Genomic DNA, 18,256 nt, shown 5'->3' on the forward strand with positions numbered 1-18,256 from the left:
GTCTTGACCCTCCCATCGCCCGCGTTATCTTCGCGCCATGTCAAACCTCGCTCCCCTCATCGTCATCGATCTCCAGACCAACATGTTCGACGGGCGCGTCGAGCCGCCGATCCATGATGCGCCGGGCATAGCCGAGCGTACCCGCTCGCTGATCGGCTGGGCGCGGCGCGAGGGGCGCCGGATAGCGTTCGTGCGGCATGACGGGCCGGCCGGCGATCCGCTGGCGCCGGGCGAGCCGGGTTGGCCGGTATGGCCGGAACTCGGCCAGGCCAAGGACGAGCCGACATTCTCCAAGACCGTCCGTAACGCCTTCTCGAATGCCGAGCTTGGCGCCTGGGTGGCCGGGCAAGGGGCCGGCAAAGTCGTGCTTGCCGGAGCGCAAACCGATTTCTGCATCGCCGGCACCGTTGAGGGCGCCCTGGCCGAAGGCTTCGGCGTCACTGTCGTTTCCGATGCGCACTCGACGCTGGACACTGAAGGCGAAACCGCGACCGAGATCATCGCCCGGTACAATGCGGACTTCACCGATGCCGGCGTCACGCTGGTGACGACGAACGCGCTGACCGGCGACTGAAGCACCGCGCTTCGAAGAGTGGGAGACTTCCGTGCCAACCCTGAAATTGCCGGCCGAAGGCGGGTGCCGCTGCGGACGCGTGCGGCTCAAGATTTCCGCAAAACCGCTTTTGACCATGGCTTGCCATTGCATCGGCTGCCAGCGCATGTCGGCCAGCGCCTATTCGCTGAGCGCCGCCATTCCCTCGGACGGGTTCGAGATCATGCAAGGCGAGCCGGTGATCGGCGGACTGCACGGCGCCTCGCGTCATTACTTCTGCCCACATTGCATGAGCTGGATGTTCACGCGCCCCGAAGGGCTCGACTGGTTCGTCAATCTGCGCCCCACCATGCTTGACGAGCCCGGCTGGTTCACGCCGTTCATCGAGACATGGACCAGCGAGAAACTGCCCTGGGCGACGACGCCTGCGGTGCACAGTTATGAGGCGCTGCCGGCCTTTGAGGAATATGAGGGGCTGGTGGCGGAGTTTGCTGAAACCGCGAGTCTCCCCACTTGAGGGGAGATGGCGGCAGGCCAGAGGGGGTCGGTGCGACTGGGCTCGACGTCCTTGCTGCAGATGGAAGGTTGGCGCTTCACGCGCGGCGACCCCCTCTGTCGCCTTCGGCGACATCTCCCCCTCGAGGGGGGAGATAAGCCCCGCTAAAAATTTGCATCGAATCGATTGCGCAAACGTTTCGATGGCCCTAAACTCCCTCAAAATCCGCCATCAGAGCGGACGGGAAACGCATAGGGAGGAGCGCTTGCAGGCGCTTATTTGTCTTGCCGACAATGGCTGAAGTGGCGCGGCGCGCCGGTGTGTCGGTGTCGACCGTCTCGCATGTCGTCAACAACACGCGCTTCGTTTCGCTGGAAAAGGCGAGGCTGATCAACGACGCCATCGCCACGATGGGCTATCAGCCCAACGAGCTGGCGCGCTCGCTGAAGGCCTCGACCACCAACAGCGTCGGCCTGGCGATCTCGGCGATCTCCAACCCTTATTTCACCGACATCATCTGCGCGGTCGAGGCCGAATGCGCGCGGCTCGGGCTGATGGTCTTCCTGTCGGACACCCAGGAAGATCCCGACCGCGAGCTGCAGGTGGTGCGCGCTTTCCATCAGCGCCGCGTCGACGGCGTCATCCTGGCGCCGTCGGGCTCGCCGCAGCGGGCCATCGACTATCTCGCCGACAAGAAGATGCCATGCGTTCTGATCGACCGTTTCGCCGACCAGCGCTTCGACCAGATCGGCGTCGAGAACGAAACGTCGATGCGCGCGCTGATCGACCATGTCGCCTCCTTCGGCCACAAGCGCATCGGCTATATCGCCGGACAGCCGGGCCTGACGACGACGCGCGAGCGCATCGAGGCGTTCCAGGCTTCGCTCGCCGCCAATGGACTTGAGTGCGTGCCGCACTATCTCTCGGCCGAGAATGTCGACACGGCGGCGGCGACCGCATCCACCCACGCCATCCTGTCGCTGCCGTCGCCACCAACCGCATTGGTCACCGGCAACAACATGACGACGATCGGAGCCGTCCGCGCCATCCGCGAAAAAGGCCTCAGCATTCCGGGCGATCTGTCGCTGGCCGGCTTCGACGATTTCGAATGGGCCGATTGTTTCGAACCGCGGCTGACGCTGGTGGCGCAGCCCTGCACCGAGATAGGCAGGCAGGCGGCAGCCCTGCTCAGCGCCCGCATCGCGGCGACCGGTTCAGAGCCACGTTCGGTGCGGCTGCAGGCGACGCTGCAGGCGCGCGCCTCCTGCGGGAGGCCGACCCACACGAGGCTAACATGACCGCGCCGCTGCTGGTAATGACCGGCGCCGTCAAACGCTTCGGCGGCGTGCAGGCGCTGCGCGGTGTCGACTTCGATCTCAAGGCCGGCGAAATCCATGCGCTGCTCGGCGAAAACGGCGCCGGCAAGTCGACGCTGATGAACCTTTTGTCGGGCGTCTACACGCCGGACGAAGGCACCATCGAGATCGACGGCAAACCCGTGCGTTTCAACAACCCGCGTGAGGCGCAAGCGGCCGGCATCGCCACCATCTTCCAGGAGCTCGACCTGGTGCCGTCGCTGGATGTCGCGGCCAACCTGTTCCTCGGCCGCGAATTGATGCGTCCGGGCGGCTTCCTCGACGTGCCGGCAATGCGCCGCGAGGCCAAGAAGCGGCTGGAAGCCATCGAGATCGCCATCGATCCGTCCGCCATGGTGGCGGACCTGTCGATCGGCCAGCGCCAGGTGGTGGCGATCGTCAAGGCGCTGTCCTACGCCTCGCGCGTGCTGATCATGGACGAGCCGACGGCCGCACTTACCGTCGGCGAAGTCGAGCGGCTGTTCGACATCATGAGAAAACTCGCCGCCACCGGCGTCGGCATCGTCTATATCTCGCACCGGCTGGAGGAAGTGCCCGGCATTGCCGACCGGGTGACGGTGATGCGCGACGGCCGCGTTGCTGGCATCACCGAGCCGCACGCGCCGCAGGCGGAGCTGGTCAGGCTGCTGGTCGGACGTCCCCTGGACGAGCTCTATCCGCAGCGCGCCAAGGCCGCGGGCAAGCCGCTGCTCAGCCTGAGGAACGCCAGCTTCAAGCTCGCCCGCGATAGCGCCGGCTGGCAGGCGCCGCAAGGCGGCGTTGTTCGGCGGGCATGACGCGAGGGTCTGCGGGCTCGCGCACCGCGCCTTGTCGCTGTGGTTCGTCGGAAAGCCGGCAAGCGCGATCCATTCGATGTCGGAAGCTAGGAGCTGGGCGCAGCAAACCGGACATGCCGGCAGCATCGCGCATGCCTACCTCAACGAGGCGATGTTGCATTGCTATCGCCGCGATTTTTCGATGCTGCGAAGCGTGATAGCGGATCTGCGCCACTTGACGGAGCGCCATTATATGCCCGCCCTCGCCGCCGCAGCGCAAATCTTCGAAGGCTGGTGCGACGGCAACGCCGGCCAGGTCGAGAGCGGCAGGGAAAAAATGCGGCAAGGCCTTGGCCTCCATGGCGAGTTCCAGACGCCTGAGGACGAACCGGTCTATTGCGGCATGCTGGCAGAGCTTTTGACACGAACTGCCGAGGTCGATGAGGCGCTCGCGCTGCTGGGCTCGGCTGTGGCGCAGGCCGAGGCCGGCGGCAGCCGCTTCTGGCTGGCAGAGCTCTACCGGCGAAGGGCGGAGCTACTTCTTCTTCAGGGCGATGCGGAGGCGGACGTAATCGCTGCCCTCGAAAAGAGCATCGCCATAGCCGCGGAGCAAAGCGCTGTGCCTTTCCTCGTCAGTACATACGAGACCCTTCAATCATCAGGCCTGTCACCTGAACTGTCGTCGCGCTATCGCGATCGGGTCGAACGTGCGAAATCCGCTCTCGAGCCGGGCGCCGCGCTGATCGTCAATCCCGAATCGGCCGTTCGGCACTAGCCGGCCCTGCAAGAGCATCCGCGATGCTGGAGCGATATGAACGCCTGGGTCCGCCGCCCGACGAGGCGCTGGCGAGGCTGATGAAGATGCGCGAAGGCCTGGGCATCACGCGGATCGCCGACATTACAGGGCTCGACCAGCTCGGCATCCCGGTCGTGCAGGTGACAAGACCTTTCTCGCTCTCCAACGCGGTCGCGCAAGGCAAGGGCGCTACCCTGGCACAAGCCGCGATATCGGCCATGCTGGAATCGGCCGAGAGCTTCTTTGCAGAGCAGGTGGCGAATTTCGACACAGTCGTCGGCTGTGCCGATCAATTGGGCATCCCGCCCGATCGTTTCGAAAGGCATCTCCAGGGGGGCACCGCGCCCGGATGGCGCGGCAGGGAGACGGCGTGGGTAGCCGCCGACAATCTTCTTACCTGCAGCCGCGACCTGGTCCCGTTCGAGCTCGTGCACACCGCCTATGTGTTGCCGTCACTGCCCCATGACGGCATTTTCGCGGCATCGACGAGCGGTTTGGCCGCAGGCTTCGAGGAGCCGGATGCCATCGTTCATGGCATGCTTGAATGCATCGAACGCGACGCGATCGCCACGGCATACCGGACCCACGGGTTTTTCCACCGTCAACGCATCGATCCCGAGACGATCGATGATCCGTCGCTCCGCGATCTCCTGGAAACTTTGGCGGCCAAGAACGTGCTGGTCGGCCTTTGGCAGGCTTTGTCGCCGTTGGGCATACCGGTGGTGTGGTGCCATCTGCTGGAAGACGAACCGACGGAAACGGTCCTTTTGGATCACCCGGCTGATGGCTCGGCCGCCGGTTTCAGTCCTGCCGGCGCGGCGGCGCACGCCATCTACGAAGCGGCCCAGGCCCGTCTGGCGGCGATCTCGGGCGCGCGCGATGACCTGACGCGCGCGTCCTATCCGAAATACCCCGATCGGCAGATGATCGCAGCGCATCGCCGGCTCCTCCGCGATGGCCCGCGTAGCGTGGATTTCCGCGCGCTCGCCGAGCAGAAGTTCAACACGGCGTCGGATGGGCTGTCGGTCCTCTTGGCAATTCTCGAAGAGAGAGGGTTCGATGCGGTTCACCTAATCCGGGTGGGAACGAAACCGCTCGACGCCCTGTCGGTTGTCAGGATTGTCATCCCTGCCTTGCAGCCGCTCTTGCAGGGGTAGGGATTATGCGCCCGAAACTCGTCTTCACCGGCCCTACCGTGTCCCATGCCGACGCATTGAAGGTCGTCGATGCGGTATGCCTTCCCCCGGCCGTGCAAGGCTCGATCGTTTCGGCCGTGCAGCATTTCGACCCGAGTGCGATCCTTCTCATAGATGGCGGTTTTCAGACGGAGCCGGCGGTTCGGCACAAGGAAATCCTGTGGGCCCTCAGCCGCGGCATTCACGTCGTCGGCGCGGCCAGCATGGGGGCCCTTCGAGCAGCCGAGCTGTTCCCCCATATGCAAGGCGTCGGGCTTATCTACCGATGGTATCGCCGCTTCGCCTTTGCACCCGACGACGCAGTAGCGGTATTGCATGGACCGGCCGAAGTGAATTTCGCTCAATTGACGCATGCGCTGATTGACCTGCGCCGGACCCTTCGCGCTGCTTGCCGGCGCGGCGTGATTTCACCCGAACAGCAGGCGAGGCTCGAGGGTGCGGCACAGGCCGTCAACTTTCGCGAGCGCACCCTGGCACGGATGGTCCGGGATGCGCACGACGGCAAGGGCGACGTCGAGAAACTGTGCAGGGAGCTCGGCGCGGCTTTCGTCCAGCAAAAAAAGCAAGATGCTCTGCGGGCACTCGAACTTTTGCGGGAGCAAGCATTTGAAAAAGCAGACCCCATGCCGGAATTACAGCTAACCTCGGCTTTCTCCAAGGATATGGATGATGCGGGGCTGGCGCTATAGGCCCTGACCTCTTGGCGGCCGACGATTTACGTAACGTAAGCGCCGTGATAGCGTGGTAGCCTCAGAGGGGGCTAAGCGATTGGACGCGGTCGATCGTGTCGTTGCGCAAGATCCGTTGCTGGGAACGCGGTTCCTGGTCTACCCGCAGGTCCCTCACCTTTTGGGTTACGGAACACCCGAAACAGTGTGGATTTCTACTCCACCCGATCTGATCCGCTCCGGCCCGGAAGATCACCGCATCTACGTTCGCGATTCGCTCCTCGACAAGGAGCCTTACGACTACCCTTATCTGCCACCGTTTGTCGGCGAAATCTTTCCGCCTCCAGAGGCTGGCTTTGACGGCCATTTCGATCAGCTTTCCCTGACCTCGCGGCAGTTCCTTTCTGCGCACGCTTTCGCCTCGGTCAGCCGCGTGCTGGATATCTGGGAAAGCTACCTCGGCAAACCGATTGTCTGGTACTTCGCCGAGACGTACGAGCGGCTCGAAATCATCCCCTTCGTCGACTGGGAGAATGCGCAATCGGGCTATGGCTATCTGGAACTCGGCCGAGAGCGCGGCATCGACGGTCGCGACTATCCCTATGCACTCAACTTCGATGTGATCGCACATGAGGTTGGCCACGCCATCTTGTTTTCGCTGTTCGGGACACCAGCCGGCGGCCTGACCCAAGGCGATTTCGGACCGTTCCACGAGGCCAGCTCGGATCTGGTCTCGCTCTTGTCCTTCCTGAATTTCGACAGCGGCATGGACCGGCTGCTGCGGCACTGCGATGGCAACCTGCTTGTTCTCAATGAATTGAACCGGATTGCCGAGCTGACTGGCGATCGGCAGATACGCCTCGCCAGCAACGCACGCCGCATGTCGGAGGTGACGGCGGAAATCCATGACAGGTCACGGCCGTTCACGGGAGCTGTGTTCGACACGATCGTCGACGTCTACCACGCGGCATTGGTGCACGAGGGGTTGGCCGACGAGCGGCTGCTGGGGATCGATATCAAGGATGTCGACCAGTCCGACATGCGGCGCATCTCGGATTTTACGTCCCGCGCCTTTCGCGCTCGGCCCTTCATGTTCAAGAGCATGTTGATCAGAGCAAGGGACGAGGTGGCTCTCGCACTTGCGCAGGCGTGGCCACGCCTCGATGCGGATGACCTGTCGTTCGAAAAGGCCGCGGTGATGGTGGTGGACGTCAGCGATCGGGTCGCGCCGATGCTCGCGGAAAAATTCGATGAGAATTTCAGCTGGCGGGAGATCTTGTGAGCTGAACGACCGTAACAAAAAAGGTGCGAGGAAAATGAGCGACGATTATCACAGGCCAACCTACACTACGCGCGATCCCCACAGTGCATTCAATGCCACGCAAGTACGCTTGTATGGAATACCGGGGTTGCCGCGATTGAAAACAACAAATGATATAGCAGAGATAAATACTGCCATCATAAATAATCAATTTGCCCTTGTTGGCGCTAGAATCGGAATTGATCCCCCTGCAAGCGATGACACAATGACATTCCTGAAAAATATATTTGATATCAATGCAACCAATAGTTCATACGTTTTTGTCAATTCGATAATAGCCAACTACATGGTCATGATCGGCGCAATCGACGTCATGCCATCGGAGCCCAAGACGGAATTCACCTCCGGGGTGATATTCGGTTACGCATATGAAGGGCACACGTATGATTTGCCGAAAACCCAAGATCATGCTGATTCCAGCAGCTCCGGAACCAACGATTCCCGACGATGACTCCGGATATGACGAGAAGCAGCAAGAGGGCTACGCGGTCTGGATCGTGGACAAGCTCAACCAATGCGTCGAATTCGAAATGAACCAGGGCTTCGTCGAGCAGATCGTCCTCGAGGCGAACCTTCCAGGCAAGCGTTCACCGACGATGTACGCATCCAAGATGACGATGGGACACCGTGGCGGAAAGCTGAACGACTAGTCTCTCATGTTCCCTGTCAAAGGTTGAAGGCAAGAAGGCTCGCCTGCTTGGCAGGTTTGCCATGCAGTCGGATCGGCTGAAGCTGCACAGGGCTGGGGGTGGAGCTCAGAGACGACGGTTGATCAGACTCTCATTCCGCGGGTTGGGTACGGCCTTCCGTGTCTTGGTCTCGGGGCTGTCCTCGGTCTAGAGGGCGGGCGTGGGGCGCATCGGCTCGGCGACATAACTGGCGACGGGAGTTCCGCACGATGGCCATGTTGTGCGCCCTGGTTGTCACCGCCGGCCGAGATCCATTGAATCCTGTCGACACGAACGCGAAAGGCTTCATCACATCGATATCCGAGAGGCCCTCGGCATCCTCGCCGTGTCCGGCAAACGGGATTTAGCTGTCGCGCCAGTCAACGAGTGTGTCCGCTTTCCGAATGCTACCACCCGAAACCGGACAGGCAGGAAGCGGCCCAAATGCGACATTCAATTTTTGTCGTGCCCCTGCCAGGGATTTGGCGTGCCCCAGCCGCTTACGTTGCGTCTAGTCCCGCCATGTAAGCCTTCGCGCCACGAGGGACCGCACGCCACTGACGGACAACTATGATGTGAACCACCAGTTTGGCGCACCCAATCGGCCACGCCAAACCCTGGCCGATTCACGGCGCAGCCGTAAACCCGCACTGCTTCTGTTCCATCTCGATCTGCTTCGTGATGCGGATGGCGTTCTGGGCGTAGGCTTCCGTTACCGAGCCGCTGTTGACGGTCTTGTCCTTCAGCGGGCTGACGGCTGCGCAGAGGTGGAAGACATGCTCGGTGTCGGACTTGGCGGCGCCGTTTTCCGGCGCGATCCAGTAGACGACATCCTGGCCATTGGGGTGTGCCGCGTCCTTCGTCGCCGCGGCCACCGTGGTGGAGTCGGTGGCGATCGCCTGCGCCTGGGCGGCGACCTCGGGCGAACAGGCCGTGGTCGGCTGCCCCGCCTTGATCTGTTCCGCGCAGGTGTTCATGTCCTGCGTGTACTGCTCGACCGATGGCGGCTGGTAGCTGACCCCGATCAGCGTCGCCAGCACGGCCAGCACGGCGCCGATACCGCCGGCCACCTTCTTGCTCTTCGGGTCCATGTTCTTGTCGTTGAGGATCAAGAGAACCAGCGGAAGGAAGGCAATCAGCGTGATGATCGCGCCGAGCTGGTTCTGGACAAAGAACCTGAACGTGTCGGATTCGCGGGCCGGGTCCTTCCGGTTGGCCGCCTTCCAGAGCAGGCTGCCGACGATGGCGAATATCGCGATCCCGACCAGGATGCCGATCAGCAGCGGCAGGTTGCCCTGGTCGAACTTGTGCTTGTAGAGCAAGACGATCCCGGCGATCTCGCCGCCAATGGCGATGACCCACGACAGCACGGCGAACAGGCGCAGCCGCGTGGCGCCGGACTTCTGGCCCTGCGTTGCCTGCCAGTCCTTGGTAACGTCTACGGTCGGCTTGTTGTCGGTCATGACCAGATCCCCCGGTATCGACACTTTTGCGGGGCGTCAAAGGCGCCCGGCGCAGCGTCATTGAACGAACGTCGCCTGCCCCGGCGCGAAAGCGCCACGGCAGACCCCATCCTTATTGCGCATGATGGGATTCGTCCATAGGCGAGGCTGGCGGACGCCGATGCCGGCGATGGCGCGGAGGAGGGCAGGGCAATCGCATAAGGCGGCGCCAGCGAATACCCCCACCCTTAATCCCTCCCCACAAGGGGGAGGGAGACTTGGTAGGCGCTGATCGCCGCAAATCGCCTAGGTTCCACGCCAGAATGGGTGGCTTGCGGCAGCGTTCCCTCCCCCTTGTGGGGAGGGTTAGGGTGGGGGTCCTCTTCGTAAGAACTCATATGTGATCGCCTTGCGCCGACGAAGGGTAGGTGGGTCGCCGAACCCGAGGGAGCGCCATATGCGATCGCCCTGCCATAGGTCGGATCACGCCACCGCGGGAGTGCAACTAATTTGTATACAAATGTTTCTGGCCGGCATCGGTTTGTGAAGCGCTTCACCGTTGCCGCGCAATCGATCGGTTACAGAGGCCGTGCAAGAGCGGGCCTAAGGCAGCGCTCTGCTGCTGCATGGAGGTAACCGATGTTTGAAAGTCTCAGCAGAATTCGCGCTGCCCTGGCGCGCGCCAGCAAGCACAGGAAGACCGTGCGCGCACTGAATGCGCTGCCGACGGAGATCCAGAAGGACATTGGCTGGACGGAGTCGAGGTCGATCGATGAGATAAGGCTGCCGTTCTAGGGCCGCATCCAGCGTCGCTAATATATCGCTCGCCATCGATTGTTCGGAAGCGTACAGTGCAGCATCGTCGGCCACATCAATGGGCGCTGACGCTTGGGAGCGACCATCGCACTCCTGCCCCGACAGGAGGCATTGGAGCCATGGCGGAGCAACCGAGACAGTCCGGTCTGAGCGCCGAGGCGCTCGCGGCCTTGGCGCGGGAAACCGGGGCCTCCGAGCAGCAGATACAAGAGATCGCATCGCTGATCGGCAACGATCGCTCGTCCATCGTGCGCGAAGCGCGCATGGTTGCGGCTGACCGCCCGAAGCGCTGATCCAGGAAAGCTGCTGGATTGATCCATGGGGCGTCGCCCCTGATTTGTCGGTTTTGTACGAAGTACAATGGCTGAATCCGAGTCAGCTATCGTCCAATGACCGTTTGCATTTGGGCAGGGCGCCGACGGCTGGGAGATGACATGTGCTCTTGCCCTTGGGGAGAGAGCGATGGACCAGTCGGTCAGCAAGGAGAAAAGCGGCCTTTTGCGCCGCATGAACCCGGCCGACTTCGCACTGCTTGCGCCGCATTTGCACCATCGTGTGCTCGATCTCAAAGCCCCGCTCGAAATGGCGGGCGAGCCGGTCGCCTCGGTATGCTTCCTGGAAAGCGGCCTGGCCTCGGTGGTGGCGAGGAACCGGCCGGGCCTGGACACCGAGGTCGGCATCATCGGCCACGAAGGCATGTCGGGCTCCGCTCTGGTGATGGGCGCCGACTGGGCGCCCCATGATTGCTACATGCAAATGCCGGGCGAGGCGGTGTGCATCGATTCCGAGCCGTTCAAGGCAGCGTTGCAGAAAAGCCCGACGCTTCGCGCCTTCCTGCTGCGCTATGCCCATTATCTGCACGGCCAGACCAAATCCACTGCGCTGAGCAATGCCCGCGCCAAGCTCGAGGATCGGCTGGCCAGATGGCTCCTGATGTGTGACGACAGGGTGGTCGGCCATCAGATCCAGATCACGCATGAGTTCCTGTCGGTCATGCTCGGCGTCAGGCGTCCGGGCGTCACCATCGGCCTGCAGATCCTGGAAGGGCGCGGCCTGATCCGGTCGCGGCGCGGCGAGATCGTCATCCGCGACCGGGATGGCCTGATCGCCGTCGCCGACGGCTTCTACGGCCAGGCCGAGGCCGAATACGAACGCCTGCTGGGCTGAGCCTGGCAGGGCTGGAAATGGCCGACGCGAATGCCGGTGAAAGCATGTTGCCAGAGCCGCGCCGGCCATTTGCGGCCATCTGGGGAGAGGCCGCCCGGCAAATCTAGCATCGGCGCAAAAGCGGGCAACGAACCGCAATCGCTTGGTAAAAACCGTACAATCGAATTGTGTTGAACCTTGGTTCGGCAAGAGTATGAATCTGCTGTCGTCGACCATGTATATGGGGCGCTGGCGCCTGAGGCTTCGACAGGCCCGCCCGCCCGATGTGAACGGGGAAAACCGAAATGGCAGAACTGCTTTTCGATGTATCCGCCTTCGATTGCGCCATCCTGCGCGCCGCCTTCATCAAATCGGTGATGGAAGACAATGTCCCGGAAAAGCGCTGGCGCGCGCTCGCCGCCGTCGAGCCGGGTCTCCTCGGCTGGATCACGCGCAAGTAGCAATATTCTGACGGTCCGGCGGCTACCCCAGCCACCACCACAGCGCCGCGATCACCGCAAGCACCGCCGCCACCGACAGCCCCAGCATGATGTAGCTGCCTTTGATGATGTCGCGGATGATCTTCTTGACGCTTTCGCGGTCGTTGAGGTTGGGGAAGGGCTCGTTGGGCAGCGCCACGCCGAGGAAGCCGCAGAGCGGCGCCCAGCCATCGCTGACCTTGAACACCAGAAGCTTCTCCGGCGGCACGGCCGCTATCACCTCCTCGGTGTAGGCGTTGTAGCGCGCCACCGCCTTGGCGCGGTCGTCCATCACGCCGGCAAGCGTGCGGCCCCAGATCAGTCTGTGCGACATGTCGCCGAATTTGCGGCCGAACGGCGTCAGCCATTCCAGCACCTTGAACTGCCACAATGTCTCGGTGAAGTGGATCGTGTCGATGGTGCTGTCGTACCAGGCCTCGGCGCCGCGCGGATGCAGGGTGAGCAGCACCTTGGCGTCGGGATAGGCTGTCATCAATTCGCGCCACACGCAGCATCCCGGATTGTCGACCGTCGCCTTGTAATTGGCAAAGACTCTGGTCCAGTCGTGCTGGCTGCCGGGCGGGCTGTTGGCCACCTTGCGCCAGAAGTCGAGATGGCCCTTGTTGGCCTTGTTGAGGATGACTTCCTGCATGTGATAGCTGGGAAGGCCCAGCCTGTTCAGCGCGGCAAAGGTCGACCATGTGCCGGTGCGGCCGAATCCGGCCCCGATGAGCTCAAGCGTCATTTTAACCCCCCTTGTTGAGACCGCTTTTCTTTTTATGCCGGTCCGCTCGGAATGAGGTTGCATCCGCGCCCCTCGGCGCGCAACAATTTTCCCTGTCCAGGGCAGAAATGTGTTTGCTTTTTCGTCTGGGCCACGCGGAATGAGGGTTTGGCTATTCCAGCGGGTGAGGGAGCCTGATAATAGGTCAGTCAGATTGACCTAAATCGCATGGCCAGAACGGTCATGCTGGACCAGATGCCGTATCCCGGGAGGTGGGCTCGTGAGTTTGATGGACCTGTTGGCGTCGCGCGCCTCGCGCATGAAGGCGTCAGAAATCCGCGAGCTGCTCAAACTGCTCGACCAGCCCGACATCATCTCCTTTGCCGGCGGCATCCCCGATCCGGCCTTGTTTCCGGCCCAGGCGATCGCCGATGCCTATGCCTCGGTGCTGGGCGGTGCGGAGGCGAGCGCAGCACTTCAGTATCAGGTCTCCGAAGGTTATCTGCCGCTCAGAAAATGGCTGGCCGGCCAGATGGGCAAGCTCGGCATTGCCTGCGACGAGCACAACATCTTCATCACCTCCGGCTCGCAGCAGGCGCTGGATTATCTGGGCAAGCTGTTCCTGTCGCCCGGCGACACAGCGCTCGTGACGTGGCCGACCTATCTCGGCGCGCTCCAGGCCTTCAACGCCTATGAGCCGCGCTACGACCGCCTGACGCCGGATGGCGGCAACATGACGCCGGCCGCCTACCAGGCGGCGGCTGCTGCCCCCTTTACTTTTGCAAAAGAGGGCGGCAAGGTGAAATTCGCCTATCTGGTGCCCGATTTCGCCAACCCGACCGGCGAGACGCTGAACCGCCAGCAGCGCGAGGCGGTGCTCGACCTCGCCGGCGAGCTCGACATTGCCGTCATCGAGGACGCCGCCTATCGCGCGCTGCGCTATGACGGCGAGGGCCAGCCGCCGATCCTGGCGCTCGACTGCGAACGCTCCGGCGGCATCGAAAACGCCCGCACGCTCTATTGCGGCTCGTTCTCAAAGATTCTGTCACCGGGCATGCGCGTCGGCTGGGTCTGCGCGCCGCGCCGCGTCGTCGAGCGACTGGTGCTGATGAAGCAGGCGTCGGACCTGCACAGCCCGTCGATCAACCAGCTGGTGATGCACCGGGTCTCCGAGGCCGTGTATGACGGCCAGGTGGAAAAGCTGATCGGCGCCTATCGCCAGCGCCGCGACGGCTTGCTTGCGGCACTCGAAGCGGAAATGCCGGATGGCGTCAGCTGGAGCCGACCGGAAGGCGGCATGTTCGTTTGGCTGACGCTGCCCGAAGGTGCGGACGCCACGGCACTGCTCGCCCGCTCGGTCAAGGAAGCCCGCGTGGCCTTCGTGCCGGGCAACGCATTCTACGCCGACGGTTCGGGCCGCAACACGATGCGGATGAGCTTTACGCTCGCAGATGAACGCGCGGTGGGTGAAGGCGTGCCGAGGCTGGCGAAATTGATGGGCTAATCTCCCCCCTCGAGGGGGAGATGTCGCCGAAGGCGACAGAGGGGGTCGCCGCGCGTGGAGCGCTAACCTTCATCAGTCGCAGGAGGTCGCGCCCAGTCGAGCCGACCCCCTCTGGCCTGCCGGCCATCTCCCCCTCAAGGGGGGAGATTAGCTCACTCCGCCACCACCAATTTATCCTGCGTCTTCGTTTCGAAATCGCTGGCGTCGTGGCGCTCGTGCAGTTGCATGGCCGGGTCGCCGAAGGCGCGGTTGACCATGCGGCCGCGTTGCACGGTCGGGCGGGCGTCGATCGCCTTGGCCCAGCGTTGTACGTGCTCGTAGTCCTGCACCGACAGGAATTCGGCGGAATCATTGTACATGCGGCCGAGCGCCAGGCCGCCATACCAGGGCCACACCGCCATGTCGGCGATCGAATAGAAGGCGCCGCCGAGATATTCGGTCTCGGCCAGCCGCCGGTCGAGCACGTCGAGCTGGCGCTTGGTCTCCATGGCGAAGCGGTCGATGGCGTATTCGAACTTTTCCGGCGCATAGGCGTAGAAATGGCCGAAGCCGCCGCCGAGATAGGGCGCCGAGCCCATCTGCCAGAACAGCCAGGACAAGGTTTCCGCGCGCGCCGGCTGTTCGGTCGGCAGGAATTCGCCGAACTTTTCCGCGAGATAAAGCAGGATCGAGCCGGACTCGAAGACGCGGACAGGCGTCTTGCCGCTGCGGTCGAGCAGCGCCGGGATCTTGGAGTTGGGATTGACCTCGACAAAGCCCGAGCCGAACTGGTCGCCATCGTTGATGCGGATCAGCCAGGCGTCGTATTCGGCGCCCTTGTGGCCGAGCGCCAGAAGCTCCTCCAGCATGACAGTCACTTTGACCCCATTCGGCGTCGCCAGCGAATAGAGCTGCAGCGGATGCTTGCCGACCGGCAGCACCTTGTCATGCGTCGGACCGGCAATAGGCCGGTTGATGCTGGCGAACGTACCGCCATTGGCTTTCTTCCAGCTCCAGACTTTCGGCGGGATGTATTCGGTCATGCGGGGAATTCCTTGGGTTTGGCGGGGCGAAAACGACGGCGCGAGACTGATGGCGGAAAAGTCGGCGGAACGTAGATACTGGAACACATAGGTGCAATTCAGAAAGGTTCAACTTGTGTTGAACTATTATCGATGTCAGCGCCGCCCCTCATGGCCCTGCCGGGCACTTCTCCCCGTATAGTGACGGGGAGAAGGACGCTGTCGCCTACTGATTTCGCCAATTGCCAGCGTTGCCAAGAGCGCCGATGTTGCGGCCATCTCCCTTCTCCCCGTCGCTATACGGGGGAGAAGGTGCCGGCAGGCGGACGAGGAGCAGCGCCAGCCTCTGAAATGATTGCCTTGTTGCCCAAGCCCTTGCGCCCTGTGCAGCGCGGCATACCTATAGAGGATACTGCCCACGCATATCTGCCAGGATGAAAGCATGCCCATCGATCCCGTTTCCCCGCTCTTGCGCTCCGTCGTTGGCGTGCGCGCCATGGTTCCCGACGATGCCTTCACGGCCAATGCCCTGGGCACGCGCCGGGAAGGCAGCGGCGTCGTCATCCGCGGCGACGGGCTGGTGCTCACCATCGGCTATCTCATCACCGAGGCCGAGGAGGTCTGGCTGACCGACCAGGACGGCCGCGTCGTGCCGGCGCATGCGCTGGCCTATGACCAGGAGACAGGCTTCGGCCTAGTGCAGGCGCTGGCGCCGCTCGGCCTGCCGGCGGTGGCGCTGGGTGACGCCTCGAAGGCCAAGATCGGCGACCCCGTGGTGTTTGCCGACGGCACCGGCCGCTCGGTCAAGGCACACATCGTCACCAAGCAGGAATTCGCCGGCTATTGGGAATATCTGCTCGACGAGGCGATCTTCATTGCCCCGGCGCATCCGTCCTGGGGCGGCGCGGCACTCATCGGCCAGGATGGCAGCCTGCTCGGCATCGGTTCGCTGCTTTTGCAGATGAGCCGCAACGGCGAGGTCGCCGACATCAACATGGTCGTGCCGATCAACCTTCTGACCCCGATCCTCGACGATCTGCTGACGCGCGGCCAGGTGGCGAAGCCGCCGCGCCCATGGCTCGGCGCCTTCTCGGCCGAGTCGAACGGTGCGGTCGTGGTGATGAGCGTCGCCGAAGGCGGCCCCGCCGCCAAGGCCGGCCTGCGCCAGGGCGACATCATCTCCGACGTGCGCGATGGCGAGGTCGACGGTCTCGCCGATTTCTACCGCAAGCTATGGCAGAATCCGGCGGGTTCGGAGATTCCTCTCAGGGTCGTGCGTGACGGTCGTGAGACTTGGCTGCGAGTGAAATCCGCCGACCGAAACAGCTTTTTGAAGAAACCGCATCTGCAGTGAAGCCAATCTCCCCCCAAGTGGGGGAGATGCCCGGCAGGGCAGAGGGGGGCGCGAAGGATCGCGACCTCTCGATCTATTTTCTGACAAGAATCGCGGGATAAACGTGGCTGACACTGGCCGGTGCGTTGGCGGGACAGCGGCCCCCCTGCCGGCCATCTCCCCCACGAGGGGGGAGATTGGCTGCCCCCTCAATCCCCGCATACCCTAAAAGGCGTCCCCGTGTCCCACTCCGCGAAGGGCACGACCTGGCCTTCGACAGACACGATACTGTTCACCTTGCTGTCATCATCCTGCGTCTGCATACTTTTGCCCTTGCCGGTCAGCACGTCGTAGTCGCAGCTGCTGTAGACGACAACGGACTGGTATTTGTAATGGTCATAGGCAACGCCGGCGACGACGAAGGCCTCGTTGCGCCAGGCGATGGTCAGCGTCATGTCGGTCCGCTCGCCGGGGCCGATCAGCCCCGGCAGATAGATCTTGATCGAGCCGTTGGGCAGCAAGGTCAACTCCGGTTCGATGCCGGAGCCCTCATAATGCGGCTGGTCGTAGTCGTTCCATTCGCCGTAGACCTGCTCATGCACGACGCCGGCGGGTTTCAGAAAATTGTACTTTTTGTCCCTCAGGAAGAAATGCATGTCCATGGTATCGTCTTCGGGCTCGGTCTCGACGATCATCGCCAGATCGGCGGCGCCGTCGCCATTGAAGTCGCCGGTCAGCGCGGTGATGATTTTCTGGGTTTCGATGGGTTCGGCCAGTGCCGGGGTCGGCAGCAGAAGGATGAGGCCGAGTAACATCGCTCGCATGGCATTTCCCCCGAATTGCAGTCTGCCTTGCCCGGCTGACCAGCAGGAAACTGCCACGGGCGTCGGCTGCGGCGCAAGCCGGCTCGCAATAGGCAAGGGGTATCGACGCCGCTGACGGAAACTGGCATCGACAGCCGATACAGCCGGCCCGGCAACAACGAGGTGATGATGGCGCCGTTCAAGGTCGATCCCGACAAGGTTCATGAATTCCCCGATCCCGACAGTTTTTACGCCTGGCTGCGCGAAAATCATGCCGGCGAGAGCGAGGTCTGGATCAAGGTCCACAAGGTCGGCTCGGGCCTCGCCTCGATCACGCCGAAGCAGGCCATCGACGTGGCGCTGTGCTTCGGCTGGATCGACGCCATACGCAAGCCGCTCGACGACAAGAGCTTTCTGCAGCGCTACACGCCGCGCGGCAAGAAGAGCATCTGGAGCAAGATCAACATCGACAATGTCGCCCGCCTGGTCGAGGAGGGCCGCATGACCGAACACGGGCTGAAACAGGTCGAGGCGGCCAAGGCCGACGGCCGCTGGGACCGCGCCTATGCCTCAGGCAAGGACATGAAGATCCCTGACGATCTGCAGGCCGCCATCGACGCCGAGCCGAAGGCGAAGGAGATGCTGGCAAAGCTTTCCGCCCAGAACCGGTTCGCGCTGGCGTTTCGAACGCACAACATGAAGACGGAGGCGGGGCGCAGGAAGAAGATCGAGGCTTTTGTCGAGATGCTGAAGCGCGGCGAGACGATCTATCCGCAGAAGCGGTGAGGCGACGGCAAGCGGCTGCCATGGTGCGCGCAGCTAAAAACCCGCGTATGAGGTTCTGGCCTCCCTTTCTCGGACATAACCTATTGTTTTTACGGTATTTTCCACTCGGCGTGTGGGTGATAGCTGCGATAGTGGAAAAAACATAGCAACATATTGTTAATTAAGAGTTTTCCACTATGTTAACTTGATCTTGGCTTAAGAGTGGAAAACGATGCTGAGAGAGTTGACCGGCGAGCAGCGGCGCCAACTCACAGATACGTAACAGGTCTACGAGGCCTGGCAGCGTGCTGATGACCAGCGCCAAAGGCGCTTTGCAGGCAGCATGCGCTGGGTTGAGCGTAGCGGTGCTGAATACCTACTGCGGAAGGTCCGGCAGGTCGAGAATTCACTCGG

At 62.6% G+C, this 18,256-nt stretch carries 20 protein-coding genes and 1 pseudogene; 17 read left to right on the forward strand and 4 right to left on the reverse strand.

From position 1 onward, the window contains the following. The first annotated feature begins 37 nt into the window (after window positions 1-37). The 10 genes and pseudogenes from NKI37_RS13915 (at window position 38) to NKI37_RS13960 (ending at window position 7,811) form a co-directional block, all read left to right on the forward strand. Window positions 38-574 (forward strand): isochorismatase family protein, encoded by a 537-nt coding sequence (locus NKI37_RS13915; protein ID WP_352788630.1) that lies wholly within the window; start codon window positions 38-40, stop codon window positions 572-574. A 31-nt stretch (window positions 575-605) separates the two neighbouring features. Beyond that, window positions 606-1,070, forward strand: a complete 465-nt coding sequence (locus NKI37_RS13920) for a GFA family protein (protein WP_031246631.1) — start codon at window positions 606-608, stop codon at window positions 1,068-1,070. 263 nt (window positions 1,071-1,333) lie between these two features. Beyond that, on the forward strand, window positions 1,334-2,347 hold the full coding sequence (locus NKI37_RS13925; RefSeq protein WP_352788627.1) for a LacI family DNA-binding transcriptional regulator: 1,014 nt from the start codon (window positions 1,334-1,336) through the stop codon (window positions 2,345-2,347). Continuing rightward, window positions 2,344-3,174 (forward strand): annotated as a pseudogene (locus tag NKI37_RS13930) (ATP-binding cassette domain-containing protein); the annotation flags it as partial. The gene NKI37_RS13925 and the pseudogene NKI37_RS13930, both read left to right, overlap by 4 nt. A 103-nt stretch (window positions 3,175-3,277) precedes the next feature. Beyond that, complete coding sequence (locus NKI37_RS13935; RefSeq protein ID WP_352788624.1) at window positions 3,278-3,955, forward strand: hypothetical protein; 678 nt, start codon at window positions 3,278-3,280, stop codon at window positions 3,953-3,955. 23 nt (window positions 3,956-3,978) lie between these two features. Continuing rightward, window positions 3,979-5,133 carry a YcaO-like family protein gene (locus NKI37_RS13940; protein ID WP_352788621.1) on the forward strand — a complete coding sequence of 385 codons (1,155 nt, stop codon included), beginning with the start codon at window positions 3,979-3,981 and terminating at the stop codon, window positions 5,131-5,133. Between the two features lie 5 nt (window positions 5,134-5,138). After that, window positions 5,139-5,861, forward strand: a complete 723-nt coding sequence (locus NKI37_RS13945) for a TfuA-like protein (RefSeq protein ID WP_352519794.1) — start codon at window positions 5,139-5,141, stop codon at window positions 5,859-5,861. Between the two features lie 79 nt (window positions 5,862-5,940). Beyond that, entirely contained in the window at window positions 5,941-7,122 is a 1,182-nt protein-coding gene (locus NKI37_RS13950) for a gluzincin family metallopeptidase (RefSeq protein WP_352519795.1), read from the forward strand. 34 nt (window positions 7,123-7,156) lie between these two features. Beyond that, a complete protein-coding gene (locus NKI37_RS13955; RefSeq protein WP_352788616.1) occupies window positions 7,157-7,612 on the forward strand; it encodes a hypothetical protein in 456 nt (151 codons plus the stop codon). After that, window positions 7,569-7,811 (forward strand): hypothetical protein, encoded by a 243-nt coding sequence (locus NKI37_RS13960; protein ID WP_352788613.1) that lies wholly within the window; start codon window positions 7,569-7,571, stop codon window positions 7,809-7,811. The genes NKI37_RS13955 and NKI37_RS13960 overlap by 44 nt, the downstream gene beginning before the upstream one ends. Before the next feature lie 644 nt (window positions 7,812-8,455). Here NKI37_RS13960 and NKI37_RS13965 read toward each other — a convergent pair. After that, complete coding sequence (locus tag NKI37_RS13965; protein ID WP_023697775.1) at window positions 8,456-9,292, reverse strand: SLC5/6 family protein; 837 nt, start codon at window positions 9,290-9,292, stop codon at window positions 8,456-8,458. Window positions 9,293-9,910: 618 nt separating this feature from the next. On the opposite strand from NKI37_RS13965, the gene NKI37_RS13970 reads away from it, so the two are divergent. The 4 genes from NKI37_RS13970 (at window position 9,911) to NKI37_RS13985 (ending at window position 11,694) form a co-directional block, all read left to right on the forward strand. After that, window positions 9,911-10,066 carry a DUF1127 domain-containing protein gene (locus NKI37_RS13970; RefSeq protein WP_023671409.1) on the forward strand — a complete coding sequence of 52 codons (156 nt, stop codon included), beginning with the start codon at window positions 9,911-9,913 and terminating at the stop codon, window positions 10,064-10,066. A 140-nt stretch (window positions 10,067-10,206) separates the two neighbouring features. Further along, complete coding sequence (locus NKI37_RS13975) at window positions 10,207-10,380, forward strand: hypothetical protein (protein ID WP_023689840.1); 174 nt, start codon at window positions 10,207-10,209, stop codon at window positions 10,378-10,380. A gap of 169 nt (window positions 10,381-10,549) precedes the next feature. After that, window positions 10,550-11,254: a Crp/Fnr family transcriptional regulator gene (locus tag NKI37_RS13980; RefSeq protein ID WP_023685922.1), complete on the forward strand. Its 705-nt coding sequence runs from the start codon at window positions 10,550-10,552 to the stop codon at window positions 11,252-11,254. Between the two features lie 284 nt (window positions 11,255-11,538). Then, entirely contained in the window at window positions 11,539-11,694 is a 156-nt protein-coding gene (locus NKI37_RS13985; RefSeq protein ID WP_352788609.1) for a hypothetical protein, read from the forward strand. 22 nt (window positions 11,695-11,716) lie between these two features. Here the strand turns inward: NKI37_RS13985 and NKI37_RS13990 are convergent, their stop codons facing one another. Continuing rightward, window positions 11,717-12,457, reverse strand: coding sequence for a sulfotransferase family protein (locus NKI37_RS13990; protein ID WP_023831035.1), 741 nt, complete (start codon window positions 12,455-12,457; stop codon window positions 11,717-11,719). A gap of 268 nt (window positions 12,458-12,725) precedes the next feature. On the opposite strand from NKI37_RS13990, the gene NKI37_RS13995 reads away from it, so the two are divergent. Beyond that, window positions 12,726-13,940, forward strand: coding sequence for an aminotransferase-like domain-containing protein (locus tag NKI37_RS13995; protein ID WP_352788734.1), 1,215 nt, complete (start codon window positions 12,726-12,728; stop codon window positions 13,938-13,940). A 152-nt stretch (window positions 13,941-14,092) separates the two neighbouring features. On the opposite strand, the gene yghU is transcribed toward NKI37_RS13995, so the two are convergent. Then, window positions 14,093-14,962, reverse strand: a complete 870-nt coding sequence (yghU, locus tag NKI37_RS14000) for a glutathione-dependent disulfide-bond oxidoreductase (RefSeq protein ID WP_023740034.1) — start codon at window positions 14,960-14,962, stop codon at window positions 14,093-14,095. A 421-nt stretch (window positions 14,963-15,383) separates the two neighbouring features. Here yghU and NKI37_RS14005 point away from each other — a divergent pair, with 421 nt between their 5' ends. After that, a complete protein-coding gene (locus tag NKI37_RS14005) occupies window positions 15,384-16,295 on the forward strand; it encodes a S1C family serine protease (protein WP_023671416.1) in 912 nt (303 codons plus the stop codon). Window positions 16,296-16,483: 188 nt separating this feature from the next. Here the strand turns inward: NKI37_RS14005 and NKI37_RS14010 are convergent, their stop codons facing one another. Then, window positions 16,484-17,098 (reverse strand): hypothetical protein, encoded by a 615-nt coding sequence (locus tag NKI37_RS14010; RefSeq protein WP_352788606.1) that lies wholly within the window; start codon window positions 17,096-17,098, stop codon window positions 16,484-16,486. A 168-nt stretch (window positions 17,099-17,266) separates the two neighbouring features. Between NKI37_RS14010 and NKI37_RS14015 the strand changes: the two genes are divergently transcribed. Then, window positions 17,267-17,863, forward strand: a complete 597-nt coding sequence (locus NKI37_RS14015; RefSeq protein ID WP_023693762.1) for a YdeI/OmpD-associated family protein — start codon at window positions 17,267-17,269, stop codon at window positions 17,861-17,863. Window positions 17,864-18,256 lie beyond the last annotated feature (393 nt).

The organism is Mesorhizobium sp. M0626 (genome assembly GCF_040320665.1).
Lineage (GTDB): Bacteria > Pseudomonadota > Alphaproteobacteria > Rhizobiales > Rhizobiaceae > Mesorhizobium.

Coding starts and splice junctions, on each gene's coding strand:
- NKI37_RS13915 (WP_352788630.1), top strand. CDS start 38: ATGTCAAACCTCGCTCCCCTCATCGTCATCGATCTCCAGACCAACATG.
- NKI37_RS13935 (WP_352788624.1), top strand. CDS start 3,278: ATGTCGGAAGCTAGGAGCTGGGCGCAGCAAACCGGACATGCCGGCAGC.
- NKI37_RS13940 (WP_352788621.1), top strand. CDS start 3,979: ATGCTGGAGCGATATGAACGCCTGGGTCCGCCGCCCGACGAGGCGCTG.
- NKI37_RS13945 (WP_352519794.1), top strand. CDS start 5,139: ATGCGCCCGAAACTCGTCTTCACCGGCCCTACCGTGTCCCATGCCGAC.
- NKI37_RS13955 (WP_352788616.1), top strand. CDS start 7,157: ATGAGCGACGATTATCACAGGCCAACCTACACTACGCGCGATCCCCAC.
- NKI37_RS13960 (WP_352788613.1), top strand. CDS start 7,569: ATGCTGATTCCAGCAGCTCCGGAACCAACGATTCCCGACGATGACTCC.
- NKI37_RS13965 (WP_023697775.1), bottom strand. CDS start 9,292: ATGACCGACAACAAGCCGACCGTAGACGTTACCAAGGACTGGCAGGCA.
- NKI37_RS13970 (WP_023671409.1), top strand. CDS start 9,911: ATGTTTGAAAGTCTCAGCAGAATTCGCGCTGCCCTGGCGCGCGCCAGC.
- NKI37_RS13975 (WP_023689840.1), top strand. CDS start 10,207: ATGGCGGAGCAACCGAGACAGTCCGGTCTGAGCGCCGAGGCGCTCGCG.
- NKI37_RS13980 (WP_023685922.1), top strand. CDS start 10,550: ATGGACCAGTCGGTCAGCAAGGAGAAAAGCGGCCTTTTGCGCCGCATG.
- NKI37_RS13985 (WP_352788609.1), top strand. CDS start 11,539: ATGGCAGAACTGCTTTTCGATGTATCCGCCTTCGATTGCGCCATCCTG.
- NKI37_RS13990 (WP_023831035.1), bottom strand. CDS start 12,457: ATGACGCTTGAGCTCATCGGGGCCGGATTCGGCCGCACCGGCACATGG.
- NKI37_RS13995 (WP_352788734.1), top strand. CDS start 12,726: ATGGACCTGTTGGCGTCGCGCGCCTCGCGCATGAAGGCGTCAGAAATC.
- yghU (WP_023740034.1), bottom strand. CDS start 14,962: ATGACCGAATACATCCCGCCGAAAGTCTGGAGCTGGAAGAAAGCCAAT.
- NKI37_RS14005 (WP_023671416.1), top strand. CDS start 15,384: ATGCCCATCGATCCCGTTTCCCCGCTCTTGCGCTCCGTCGTTGGCGTG.
- NKI37_RS14010 (WP_352788606.1), bottom strand. CDS start 17,098: ATGCGAGCGATGTTACTCGGCCTCATCCTTCTGCTGCCGACCCCGGCA.
- NKI37_RS14015 (WP_023693762.1), top strand. CDS start 17,267: ATGGCGCCGTTCAAGGTCGATCCCGACAAGGTTCATGAATTCCCCGAT.